This is a genomic window from Mesorhizobium sp. GbtcB19 (assembly GCF_019091085.1).
Lineage (GTDB): Bacteria > Pseudomonadota > Alphaproteobacteria > Rhizobiales > Rhizobiaceae > Mesorhizobium.
The window spans coordinates 130,599-142,568 of record NZ_JAGXJY010000014.1 but is presented as its reverse complement, the minus strand read 5'-3'; the positions used below and the strand labels follow the sequence as shown (position 1 = coordinate 142,568).

The window sequence follows — 11,970 nt, the reverse complement described above, 5'->3', positions numbered from 1 at the left end:
CCGTAGCCGAGCGCTTCGGGCGACGGGCATCAGGCCGCGCGCCTGAGCGCCGTCACCTCGATCTCGATCTTCATCTCCGGCTTGTTGAGCTGGCACACGATCATCGTCGCCGCCGGGCGGATATCGCCGAACGTCTCGCCGAGGATCGGGAACACCACGTCCACGAAAGCCCGATCGGTGACGTAGTAATGCGCCCGCACCACATCGGCCATGTCGAAGCCGCCATCGGCCAGCGCCTTGGCAATGGTGGCAAGGCAATTGCGCGTCTGCGCTTCGACCGTTTCCGGCATGGTCATGGTGGCATAGTCATAGCCCGTCGTGCCGGAGACGAAGCACCAATCGCCCTGCACCACCGCGCGCGAATAGCCGGCGGTTTTCTCGAAGGGAGAGCCTGTGGAGATGAGTCTTCGCATGGGGGCCTCGCAGGGTTTGCAGGCCTGCATTTAGCAGGCGGCGCGGCGGGGGTCGTGAGCCAGACAGCGCAACGCTGGCGGGACAGCGCCCCCCTCTGTCCTGCCGGACATCTCCCCCACGAGGGGGGAGATCAGACGTCGCGCCGGCTTTCGCCAATCACCGGCGTTGCCGAACGAGCGGAGCGGCGAAACAGCCAATCTCCCCCCTTGTGGGGGAGATGTCCGGCAGGACAGAGGGGGGCGCGAAGGATCGCGGCCTAGCAGAAGTGGTTTAATTCCCTGACCCCTGCGCGTCGTCATAGGCTTTCTTGATATCCGCCGGCCAGTCCTTCAGCGGTGGCCAGGCCTGCGGCTGGTCATTGTCGCCGCGGCGGGCGAAATAGACCTTGTGCTTGGCCGGATCGACGGCCATGAAGCCGTCACTGCCGCCGCAGTCATGCGGCACGCAACCGGTGGCGTAGAAGGCGCCTGACTCCGTCTTTTCGGTGCCGCCGCCGACCAGCAGGCTGGTCGTCATGTCGGGCATGTCCTTGCCGAGCAGCGCCTCGCCGGCCTTGTAGACGGCCTCGTTGTGGAAGGCGTCGATGATGTTGTCCAATTTCGACGGATCGACGTCCTTCCAGTCGGTGCCTGGCTCAGGCGTGTAGGTGAGATTGCCGGACGTTGTCAGGCCCTCGGTCGGCGACCATTGCAGTGCCGGCCGCGTCTCCCCCGGCAGCAGATAGGGCACGAAATAGATGGCGCTGTCGGAGACGGCGGCCGGCGGCGCGCCGCATTCGTCCTGCTCGACCGTCGTGGTCTGGATCTCGCCGTCCTTCGGCTTCCAGACGATGACCTTGGCCGGTCCGCATTGGTTGCCGCCGTCGCCGACATCGACCAGCGCCACGTTGACGTCGCCGATCTTGACCACCTTGTCGAAGGAAACGTCGTAATTGCTGGCCAGCTGCTTGCCGTCATAGGACAGCACCTTCTCGCCGTCCTGCTCCGGCTGCGTGATGGTGAGCTGCCCGCCCTCGAACGGGATCGGCGCCTGGCTGTCGGCGTCGCCCAGCGCCGCATTGGAGGTGCTCGACGGATCCTGGTTGGCGGCCGCGCTGGACGTATCGTCAGCCGGCACCAGCACCGGATCGGTCTGAGCATGCGCGCCGGCCACCGGCATCAGCAGCCATGCCAACGCGCAGGCACCGGCAAGAAGCGAACGTGTCATGACTGTCCCTCCGTTCAGCCGCCACGAACCCGGCCGTTTACGGCCGGGTCTATCTGTCTCGGTGCTTCAGGCCGCTCAGGCCCAGGGGCGCAGCTCGGCGTTCTTCTTCTCGAACGAAGCGATGGCGCCGGCCTTCTCCATGGTCAGGCCGATATCGTCGAGGCCGTTGAGCAGGCAGTGGCGCTTGAAATCGTCGAGGTCGAACTTGACCACGCCGCCATCGGGCCCGCGGATTTCCTTGGCTTCGAGATCGATCGACAGCGTGGCGTTGGAGCCGCGCGAGGCGTCGTCCATCAGCTTGTCCAGGTCTTCCGGGCTGACGGTGATCGGCAGGATGCCGTTCTTGAAGCAGTTGTTGTAGAAGATGTCGGCGAACGAGGTCGAGATCACGCAGCGCACGCCGAAATCGAGCAGCGCCCACGGCGCATGCTCGCGGCTCGAGCCGCAGCCGAAATTGTCACCGGCGACCAGTATCTGCGCCTTGCGATAGGCCGGCTTGTTGAGCACGAAATCCGGGTTCTCCGAACCGTCTTCATTGTAGCGCATCTCGGCGAACAGGCCGCTGCCAAGCCCGGTGCGCTTGATCGTCTTCAGATAATCCTTCGGGATGATCATGTCGGTGTCGATGTTGACGATCGGCATGGGCGCGGCGACGCCGGTGAGCTTGGTGAATTTGTCCATGGTCTTTGCCTATCTTGATAGCTGGGGCATCGTTTACACAAAGCGCCGGGCAAATGAAAGGCAGGTGTTGGCGGTTGGGTTTGGGCCATCGAACACAAGATCGGCACCGATCGCTTTCAAAACGCCGCCGACTGCGCCACTTTGATCGGAATGACTGTGCCTTCCAAAGTCCTCTACGCCAGCGAGCCGGCGCTCGACGTCGCCGAATTCCGCCGCGTGCTGGTGGAATCCGGCCTTGGCGAGGTGCGGCCCGTCGACGACGAGGCCCGGCTGCAAACCATGCTCGACAACGCCAACCTGGTGCTGACCGCACGGCTCGATGTCGAGGGCAAGCCGCTGCTCGGCATTGCCCGCGGCATGACCGACTTCTCCTGGGTTTGCTACATCTCGGACCTCGCGGTATCCGCGTCGGCGCAGGGGCTTGGCGTCGGCAAGGGCCTGATGGACGAGGCGCGTCGCCAGCTCGGCCCATCAGTCGCCATCAGCCTGATCTCGATGCCAGACGCCGTCGGTTTCTACGAGCGCATCGGTATGACACGCATGACCGACGCCTTCTGGTTCGGTCGCAAAAGCTGATCCCTCCTTGCCGAAAAGTGCTGATCGGCTCACAGGCATGTGATCGGTCGAATTTTGTCGTGCCGCTTGACATGCAACCAAATGGTTGCATATTAAGGTCATGAGCATGGATGCTGTCTTTCGCGCTTTGGCCGACCCCACCCGCCGGCAACTGCTGGACAGCCTCTACGCCAGGAACGGGCAGACGCTGAACGCGCTCTGCGAGCACATGGAGATGACGCGGCAGGCGGTGACCAAGCATCTGGCGATCCTCGAAGAAGCGAACCTCGTCACCACCATGCGCCGCGGCCGGGAGAAGGAGCACTATCTCAACCCGGTTCCGATCAACGAGATCGCCGAGCGCTGGATCGGCAAGTTCGAGCGCCATCGGCTCAATGCATTGAGCGACCTGAAGCAACGCCTTGAAAGGGAAGAGCCGTGAGCGAGAACAGCTTCGTCTATGTCACCTATATCCGCACGACGCCCGAAAAACTTTGGCAGGCGCTGACCGATCCGGAATTCAACCGGCAGTTCTTCCTCTGCTCCTATCAGGAGAGCGACTGGAAGGTCGGCTCGAGCTGGAAGCTGATCTTTCCCGACGGCCGGGTCGCCGACTCCGGCGAGATCCTGGAGATCGATCCGCCCAAGCGCCTGGTGATCAAGTGGCGCAACGAATGGCTGCCCGAGGTGAAGGAGGACGGCTACACGCGCTGCACCTTCACCATCGAGCCGGACGGCGAATTGATGAAGCTCGCCGTGACCCACGAAGCCGACGGCCCGCACAGCCTGATCCCCAACGTCGCCAAGGGTTGGCCGCTGGTGCTGGCGAGCCTGAAGAGCCTGCTCGAGACCGGCAAAGGCTTCGAGCGCCCGCCGTCGAAGGGCTAGAGCAAATTCCAGGAAAAGTGTGAGCGGTTTTCCGTTTGGAATTGCGTCAAAACAAAGAGGTAGAGCGGTTCGCCGTTTCCGTGAAACGGTGAAACGCTCTAGAGCAAATTCCAGGAAAAGGGCGCAGCGGTTTTCCGCCCGGAATTACGCAAGACAAGAGATCGTTTCGGATACGAGACAATAGGCGAAAAAGGTGGACTTATGCTTCACTTGTCCTTGCCGCAGGCCATGGCGAATGCCGACACGGTCATGGCCTCGGCCGAACTTCCCGCTTCGCCGGGCCAGGTCATCGCGGCGCTCGTCACCAAGGAGGTCGAGCGCTGGTGGGGCTCGTCAGAAACCTACCGCATGACCGACTGGGCCGCCGATCTTCACGTCGGCGGACGCTGGAGTGTCATCGTGGAGACCTCTGATGGCAGCCACCTGCCCGCCAGCGGGACATTTCTCGAAGTCGAGACGCCGCGCCGGATCGTGCAGACGAGGCGCTACGATTGGGACCACCCGACGCTGGGCCGTCACGAAACGACGCTCGCCTATCTACTGGAGCCGATCGCCGGCGGCACGCGGCTCACCATCTGCCATGGCGGATTTGCCGGTTTCCCGGACGCGGCGGCCGAGCATGCCGAGGGCTGGGCGCGCGTTCTTGGCTGGCTGCAACAGTATTTGGAAGCGAATCCAGGAAAAATGTGAAGCGGTTAGGCGCTTCCGTGAAACAACAAGGCCTGAAGAGGCGCGTCGCTCGACTAAGCTCAGATGGAGACCAGGCGATCCTGGGTTCCGTCGAGATAGGTGTTCCAGATATGGTCCGACAGCAGGCGTCGATAGTCCGGGCTTTTCGCGCCCGAGCGGTAGGACGCGCCGCCGACATGGAAGAGGACCTCGTCATACAGCTCGTAGTCGGCGATTGTCCCACCGACGTTGACTGTGAGGCGATTTTTCCGGGCCATCTCGAATTCCCCGACGGGATGCTTCGAATACAGCACCGGCCAGTTACCCCCTCCGGTATCCATTCCGATGTCGAGCCGATTTCTGAAATCGAGCTTCGCATGCTCGACGGCGGCGAAATTGTAGAAGCAGAGGCCGGCCCAGTAATACCAGCCTGGCTCGTCCTCGGCTGCCTTGTAGAGGTAGCTCGACCTGGCATGCAGCGGCGCCCCGTAGCCGATCTTGCGTCCGACCCGTTTCGCGATATCGATCGGCCCGATCGGGAAGCAATCGTGATCGATGAATCCGAACATGTCGGGTTTGAGGTGCTTGACGATGTTGTGGAAGGCCCAGGTCTGGGAGACGCCGTGTGATCTGGAAGGGTTCGCTTCAAAATTCCGAGGCAGCCCGAAATAGGCGACCCCGCGCCGCGCGCAGATTGCCTCGATCGAAGCGCGCGCATCCTGCTTCGACGAATTGTCGATCACCACGAGCCTCGTCCCGGTTGGGAAGACCTGCCAGGCCTTGGTGAGCACGTCTATGATCCATGGCGTGTTGAACGCGATGGTGAAGCAATAATTCCGCTCGGTTTCGCCTAGGCCTCTGGCGAATGCCCTGCCTTTCGACGCGGCGCTTGCCAGGAACTGGCGGTACAGGATCTCGTGGCGAAGGCCCAAGAGAAACTGGACTCCCCTTGTGCGCCGAAAATCTTCGACAGCGTTTTTAAGCAATGGTTTCCCCGAGCGCCGATAAAGCTCAGACTAATATGACACGGCACAAGAGAAGCAACGGCTTTTGTCGACAAGACCGGGTTCGCCGGCCGGCTTTTCCGGTCAAATCACGTTCAGCTCCCGGAACGCCCGTCCCTCCGCCACACGGCTGTAGCCGAACGCCGTGCAATCGATGGTCCGATACCCGCCATGCATGACGAGCTCGGCGATCGACTTGCCGACCGCCGGCGCCTGCTGCAGGCCGTGGCCGGAAAAGCCGTTGGCGAACAGGAAGTTCTCCACCTCGGGATGCGGGCCGATCACCGCGTTCTGGTCGAGCGTGTTGTAGTCGTAATGCCCGACCCAGGCGCGCGTCGGCTTGATCGCCTCGAAAGCCGGGATGCGGGTGGCCAAGGTCGGCCAGATCACCTCTTCGAACAGCGGCCAGTTGACGTCGAAGTCCTTGGGATCGGGTGCAACGTCACCTTCTTCCGGCTCGGCGCCGCCGGTGAGATAGACCGAGCCCTCCGGCCGCACATAGATGCCCGACGGATCGACCAGCAGCGGCATGTCGGCATATTTCTCGCGCGCCTCGAAGACGAAGACGTTGCGCTTGCGCGGCTCGACCGGCAGCGCCAGCCCGGCAAAAGCCGCGACCTTGCCGGCATTCGGCCCGGCGGCGTTGACGACGATGCCGGCTTCGAGCGTCTCACCGTTGTCGAGCACCACGCCGGTGACGCGATTGCCCTCGCGCGCGATGCCGGTGGCGGAAGCCGTGATGACATCGATCTTCTTGTCGCGCAGCGCCTTGCGGAACAGCGTCAGCATCGCATGCGCGTCGAACCAGCCCTCGCCGCTGCGGCCAAAGGCGCCGGCGGAGACATCTTCGACCGACAGCCAGGGGAAGCGGCGCGCCAGCTGGTCGGCATCCTCGAGCAGGATATCGGCGCCCTCGGCGACCTGCGTTTCGTGATTGGCCTTCAGGATCGGCAGCCCGGCCTCGCCGGCAAGGATCAGATAGCCACCCTCGCGAAAGCCGATATCGGCATCGGGACCAAAAGTCTCCTTCAGCCGCCGGAACAGTTTCAGCGTGAACTGCGACAGGCGGATGTTTTCGGGGATCGAGAATTGCTGGCGGATCGAGGCCAGCGACAGCGTCGTCGCCGCATGGGAAAATTGCGGATCGCGCTCGATCAGCGCGATGGAGCCGGTAAAGCCTTCCTCGCGCAGATAATAGGCGACCGAGGACCCGACGATGGCCCCGCCGATGATGACGATGTCGTAGCGCATTTTTTCTCCGATCCAGAGCAATTCCAGGGAAAATATCTGTCCGGAATTGCGTAGAAAACCGCCTGCGTTGTCACGCAACCGGCAGGTCGATCTCGAAGCGCGTGCCGCGCTCGGTGTCAACCAGCCTGATCGTGCCATCATGCGCTTTCAGGAGGGCCAGCACGATGCCGAGCCCCATGCCGGTGCCGCCGCTCTCGCGCCGCGTGGTGAAGAACGGCTCGAAGATTTTCCCGCGGTTGGCCGCCGAAATGCCGTCGCCGTCGTCGCCGATCTGGACCAGCGCGCGCTCGCCCGCGGCCGAGGCATGGATCGCCACCTGCCGGGCGCCGTGCCTTGCCGAATTGTCGATGAGGTTGGCGAGCACGATGCCGAGATTCTCGGCCGAGATGCCGAGGCCGGTATCGCGGTCGCCCTCGATCCGCGTCTCCAGCCTGGTGTCGATCGGCAGCAGCGCCAGCGCGGCGCTGAGCGTCGTGTTTTCGCCGCTCGGCGCCAGGTTTTCGGCGCGCGCCAGGTCGAGCAGCCGGCGCACCAAGAGATTGAGCCGTCCGGCATCGGTGACGATGTTGTTGGAGAAGCGCTTGCGCTCGGCCTCGTCCATCGCGCCGCCGGAATCGCGCAGCAATTCGGCCGCGCCCTGGATCGCCGTCAGCGGCGATTTCAGTTCATGCGAGACATGGGTGGCGAAGGTCTGGATCGAGTCGGAGCGCGCCTGCAGCTTGGTCGCCATGTCGAGAAAGACCGTCGACAGCGCCGCCATCTCGCGTGTGCCGTGATGGTCGAGCGGCCGGATCGCGTCGCGGTCGCCGGCGGCGATGCGCTTCGTGCGCTCGATCAGCGCGTAGATCGGCCGGCTGACGGTGCGGATGAACACCAGCGCGATCAGCAGCGTGCCGCCGAGGATGGCGATGGCCGCCAACGTCACCTTGCCGCGCTCGCCATAAAGATGCTTGACGATGTTGTTCGGCGTTCGCGACAGATAGACCACGCCCGCGACACGGCCGTCGACCTCGACCGGCATGGCGACGAAGACGCGCACCTTGGTGCCGCGGCTCACCGAATAGAGCGGCGGCGCCGGCTGATCGGGAATACGCAGGCGCAGCTCGCTGGCATAGGCGCCGGAAAGCGCGGTCCGCACCTCCTCGATTTCACCGAGCGACCGGCCGACCTCGTCGCCGCCGGCAATCACCACGCCGCGCGGGTCGAGCAGCCGGAAGCCGGCAAGCGTGGTTTTCTGCGTCTCGTCCAGAATGCCGTCGAGCCGCGCGCCTATTGCCGTGAAGGCGGGATCGGGGGTGGCGGGAAGCGACGCCGGCCGCGACGGCATGACATCGTCATAGGCAAGGTCGAGGCGCGGCTCGATCGGGTCGTAGGGATAGTTGTTGTCCCGTGCCGGATCGGCCGAGACCGGCGCGCCGAGTTTTTCCGGGGCGATGCCGGCCGCGCGCACCTCACTGGCATAGATCGCGGCGACGACGGCGCCTTGCGCGATCAGCTCGCCCTCGGTCTGCCGGATCAGCTGGTTCTCATAGAGCCGGAAGAAGAACAGCCCGACCAGCGGCAGCGCCATGACCACGATCAGGATGGCGATGACGACGGTGGCGAGCCGCGGCCGCCACCTTTCCTTGCTCAACCACCGCATCGGCCGAGCCGGAAGCCGACGCCATGCACCGTGGCGATCGCATCGAGACAGCCGACCGCCGCCAGCTTGGCCCGCACGTTGCGGATGTGGCTGTCGACGGTGCGTTCCGAGACATGGATGTTGGAGGCATAGGCATTGGCCATCACCGCGTCGCGGCCGAGCACGTGCTGCGGACGGGCGAGAAAACCTTTCAGGATCGCGAATTCGATCGCCGTCAAGGTGAGCGGCTTGCCGTCGAAACTTGCCGCATGGCTTGCCGGGACAAGCATGAGCTTGCCATGCGCGAACGCGCGGTCGTCCGCCTCTTCCTCGACGGCGGCCGGGCGCGCGCGCCGCAGGATGACGTTGACGCGGGCGACCAGCTCGCGCGGGCTGAACGGTTTTGTGACGTAGTCGTCACCGCCCATTTCGAGCCCGAGGATGCGATCGATTTCTTCATCTCGTGCGGACAGGAACAGCACCGGCACGTCGGATTTTTGCCTGAGCCGCCGGCAGACCTCCAGCCCGTCCATCTCCGGCATGCCTATGTCGAGCACGATGAGGTCGGGCGCGCGGCGCTCAACCGCCTGCAGCGCCGCGGCGCCGTCGGCCACGGCGGCCGTCTTCATGCCGGCCTTTTCCAGCGCGAAGCAGATGATCTCGCGGATATGCGGGTCGTCGTCGGCGACGAGGATGTTGTGTGGCATCGATCAGCGGCCCGGTGCGTATGGTTCGGTGACGGCAGGATTAGCAAGCGGGCCGTGCTTGTCGAGAGTGCGCAGCAGCCGCCAGTCGCGAAAGCTCCAGGCCCGCCAGTTTTTCTGCGCCGTGCGATAGTGGAATTCGGTCATCGCGTCGGGCCCGTCGCCGACCGCGCGATCGGGGAATGTTTTCTTCTGATGCTCGAAATAGCGCCCGAGAGCCGGCAAGGCGTTCGGGCCGAGCGAACGTGTATGCCAGATGTCGAGGGGAACGCCCTTTCCAGTCATCTCGTAGGAATGGTCGACATTGTAGTTGGCGATGGTTGCTGCGAAGTTGACGAAGCAGCAGGCATAAAGCGTCGCCGAAAGCGTCAGAAGATTGGCGGAGAGCAGCCATTCGCCGGATTTTTGAAGCGCGATGCGGATGATGATGAGCGCCAGCCCCGCTGCCACCAGCCCCATCCAGACGAAGGCGGCGACGCGCAGATAGGTGAGTGCGTAGACGCCGATATAGAGGTCGAGCCGCAGTATGGAGGAGATCACCAGCGCGATGTTCTGCGCCACCCAGAGATAGACGAGCCCGCGGATCAGCGGATCCCGCGACGTCTCGCTGCCCGAGCGCAGCGCCGCCAGCACGAAGCCGGCGGCAAGCAGTGCGGTGGCGACCAGCGGATAGGCGCCGCGATGCGCGTAGGCGGCATAGGTCAGCCTGTCGGGGAGTGCGACACCGCCCCACAGATAGGTGGCATCGAGCGCGCTCTGTACGGCAAACAACGCGTTGAAGACGATCAGCGCGCGCAGGATCGCCGCCTTGCCGAAGAGGACGTCCTCGGCGGATGTCCGCGCGGGCCGCGCCACGCGCGCCGTAGGCAGGATGCGCCTGAGGCGGGAGACGAAGCGCGGCAGACGCGGCCGCAGGAACGCCCAGACGCCGGCCAGCACGACCAGCCAGAAGATCAGCCGCGCGATCTCGATTTTCTCGAGCAGCGCGTAGAGATCGATCAGCGACAGCCAATGCTCGATGATCGGATTGGCGGCGCCGAACAGCGCGAGGAAGACGACGCCGAGCGTCAGCGGCATGACCCAGACGGCGATGGCCGCCAGCCGGATGCGCCGCTGCCCGAGCTGGCGCGCCACCTTGCGCCAGCGGAAGAAGTCTCGCGCGAAGCGGAAAGGTGCTGCGAGCAGGAACAGACCGAGCTGGCGTGCGATGCGTGCAGGCCTCGTCCGCAGTCGGCCGGCCAGCGACAGCGCAAAGATCGCAAGTGCTGCAACCGCGACCAGCAGCGAAAGCGGGCTGACATTTTCGACAAGCGGCAAAAGTGCCGCAAACAGCGCCGCCGGCTTGAGCCACACCCTGGCATTGTTCAACGCTGTCGGATGCATGGCGACGACGGCGGCCGCAAGCACGATGGCGAAGATGAAGACGCTGATGCCGGCCGGCTGGCCGTAGAAAAGAAAATCGGCCAGCGCCACCAGCAGCAAGGCGGCGCCGACGCGGCGGCAATAGCTCGGGACAAGCGATGCCTTCATCACCGGTGCCGTTATGGTCATCGTCGTCATCGCCGCGCCTTCCTGGCTGCTGTCGTGGTGCCGCCGGCGCATGCCGGCCGCGATCTGAAGGGGAGGACCGTCGCCGTGATGCGCCGCCCTTGCGGCTCGACCAGCCACCAGCCTTCAGTTCGGAGTCGGCGCGGCAGGGACCAGCGGGATGTGTGACGTGTTCGCATGCCGCTGTTTCGCCGGCCCGTGCGGAAAGCGCGCGGCGGAATCCCGGAGCTTTTCAGCAAGGATTTGCAGATTTGGTGCAGGCAGGTTGCGCTGAGACAGGATAATCGCATAGGGCGCTCCCCCTCTCCGTCTCGGCTTCGCCGAGCCACCTCTCCCCCGCCTCTGGCGGGGGAGAGGAACCCAAGCTTGCGAAGGGCGCCGCCTCGGCGGTTGGCGTTTCCTCGCCCCACAAAGTGGGGGAGAGGTGGCTCGGCGCGCAGCGCCGAGACGGAGCGGGGGCTGGCGCCGCCATGTGCGATTGTCCTGTCCCTTGAGGGGCTCCGCCTTGCCTCACCCGCCATCACCCGGCATAGATCGGTCATGACCGTCGCCACCTACCGCCCGCGCCGCTCGGTGCTCTACATCCCGGCCTCCAACGACAAGGCGCTCGCCAAGCTCGCCTCGCTTGCCTGCGACGCCGTCATCATCGACCTCGAGGACGGCGTCCTGCCGGCCGATAAGGCTGCGGCGCGCGACAAGGTTGCCGGCATCCTCGCCGGCCCCGAACGGCATTGCGAGATGGTGGTGCGCATCAATCCGCTCGCCAGCGAATGGGGCGCCGACGATCTTCTGGCCGTGGCCAAGACCGAGCCCGACGGCATCCTTCTGCCCAAGATCGGCACGCCGCGCGACATTCTCGAAGCCGGCGACCTGCTCGACGACAATTTCGTGCCGGACAGCGTGAGACTATGGGCGATGGTCGAGACGCCCAAGGCGCTGCTCAACATCGGCGCCATCGCCGAGCTCGGCCGCGACCCGGCGTCGCGCCTGGCTTGTTTCGTTGCCGGAACGAATGACCTGGTGAAGAGCACCGGCGTTCTGGCAACGCCCGACCGGCGCTATCTGATGCCCTGGCTGCTGCAGCTGGTGCTCGCCGCCCGCGCCGGCGGCCTCGACGTCATCGACGGTGTCGCCAACGACTTTCGCGACCTCGATGCCCTGGCCGGCGAATGCGCTGAAGGGGCGGCCATGGGCTTTGACGGTAAGTCGCTGATCCATCCTGCCCAGATCGAGGCGGCGAACCGCGCCTTTTCGCCGTCGCCCGAGGCGCTGGCCAAGGCCCTTGCCATCAGGGACGCGTTCGCGCGGCCGGAAAATACCGCTAAGGGCGTCATTGCGATGGATGGCCGCATGGTCGAGCGGCTGCATCTGGCCGAAGCCGAGAAACTTCTGGCGAAGGCCGCGATCATCGGCGCATGATGCGCCGGCT

The 11,970-nt window shown here is 64.6% G+C and carries 13 protein-coding genes; 5 read left to right on the top strand and 8 right to left on the bottom strand.

The annotated features are described in order from the left end of the window. Positions 1-29: 29 nt before the first annotated feature. The 3 genes from KVT37_RS22545 to leuD form a co-directional block, all read right to left on the bottom strand. Positions 30-413, bottom strand: a complete 384-nt coding sequence (locus tag KVT37_RS22545; protein ID WP_217577144.1) for a RidA family protein — start codon at positions 411-413, stop codon at positions 30-32. A 271-nt stretch (positions 414-684) separates the two neighbouring features. Beyond that, entirely contained in the window at positions 685-1,620 is a 936-nt protein-coding gene (locus KVT37_RS22540) for a hypothetical protein (RefSeq protein ID WP_217577142.1), read from the bottom strand. A gap of 75 nt (positions 1,621-1,695) precedes the next feature. Then, the gene (gene leuD / locus KVT37_RS22535) at positions 1,696-2,301 is read right to left on the bottom strand and encodes a 3-isopropylmalate dehydratase small subunit (RefSeq protein WP_217577140.1); all 606 of its coding nucleotides are present in this window, start codon (positions 2,299-2,301) and stop codon (positions 1,696-1,698) included. A gap of 150 nt (positions 2,302-2,451) precedes the next feature. On the opposite strand from leuD, the gene KVT37_RS22530 reads away from it, so the two are divergent. The 4 genes from KVT37_RS22530 (at position 2,452) to KVT37_RS22515 (ending at position 4,434) form a co-directional block, all read left to right on the top strand. Further along, a complete protein-coding gene (locus KVT37_RS22530) occupies positions 2,452-2,877 on the top strand; it encodes a GNAT family N-acetyltransferase (RefSeq protein WP_217577138.1) in 426 nt (141 codons plus the stop codon). Positions 2,878-2,977: 100 nt separating this feature from the next. Next, entirely contained in the window at positions 2,978-3,298 is a 321-nt protein-coding gene (locus tag KVT37_RS22525) for a helix-turn-helix transcriptional regulator (RefSeq protein WP_217577136.1), read from the top strand. Then, positions 3,295-3,744 (top strand): SRPBCC family protein, encoded by a 450-nt coding sequence (locus tag KVT37_RS22520; RefSeq protein ID WP_217577134.1) that lies wholly within the window; start codon positions 3,295-3,297, stop codon positions 3,742-3,744. The genes KVT37_RS22525 and KVT37_RS22520 overlap by 4 nt, the downstream gene beginning before the upstream one ends. Positions 3,745-3,945: 201 nt before the next feature. Further along, positions 3,946-4,434: an SRPBCC domain-containing protein gene (locus KVT37_RS22515; RefSeq protein ID WP_217577133.1), complete on the top strand. Its 489-nt coding sequence runs from the start codon at positions 3,946-3,948 to the stop codon at positions 4,432-4,434. 59 nt (positions 4,435-4,493) lie between these two features. On the opposite strand, the gene KVT37_RS22510 is transcribed toward KVT37_RS22515, so the two are convergent. The 5 genes from KVT37_RS22510 to KVT37_RS22490 all read right to left on the bottom strand — a co-directional run bounded on the left by KVT37_RS22510 (position 4,494) and on the right by KVT37_RS22490 (position 10,661). Continuing rightward, positions 4,494-5,345: a hypothetical protein gene (locus KVT37_RS22510; protein WP_217577131.1), complete on the bottom strand. Its 852-nt coding sequence runs from the start codon at positions 5,343-5,345 to the stop codon at positions 4,494-4,496. Positions 5,346-5,501: 156 nt separating this feature from the next. Next, positions 5,502-6,668, bottom strand: a complete 1,167-nt coding sequence (locus KVT37_RS22505; protein WP_217577129.1) for an FAD-binding oxidoreductase — start codon at positions 6,666-6,668, stop codon at positions 5,502-5,504. A 70-nt stretch (positions 6,669-6,738) separates the two neighbouring features. Continuing rightward, positions 6,739-8,310: an ATP-binding protein gene (locus KVT37_RS22500; protein ID WP_217577127.1), complete on the bottom strand. Its 1,572-nt coding sequence runs from the start codon at positions 8,308-8,310 to the stop codon at positions 6,739-6,741. Next, positions 8,298-8,996, bottom strand: coding sequence for a response regulator transcription factor (locus KVT37_RS22495; protein ID WP_217577125.1), 699 nt, complete (start codon positions 8,994-8,996; stop codon positions 8,298-8,300). The genes KVT37_RS22500 and KVT37_RS22495 overlap by 13 nt, the downstream gene beginning before the upstream one ends. Positions 8,997-8,999: 3 nt before the next feature. Then, positions 9,000-10,661: a DUF4173 domain-containing protein gene (locus tag KVT37_RS22490; protein ID WP_308642725.1), complete on the bottom strand. Its 1,662-nt coding sequence runs from the start codon at positions 10,659-10,661 to the stop codon at positions 9,000-9,002. 420 nt (positions 10,662-11,081) lie between these two features. On the opposite strand from KVT37_RS22490, the gene KVT37_RS22485 reads away from it, so the two are divergent. Beyond that, a complete protein-coding gene (locus KVT37_RS22485; protein ID WP_217577123.1) occupies positions 11,082-11,960 on the top strand; it encodes a CoA ester lyase in 879 nt (292 codons plus the stop codon). Positions 11,961-11,970: the final 10 nt, after the last annotated feature.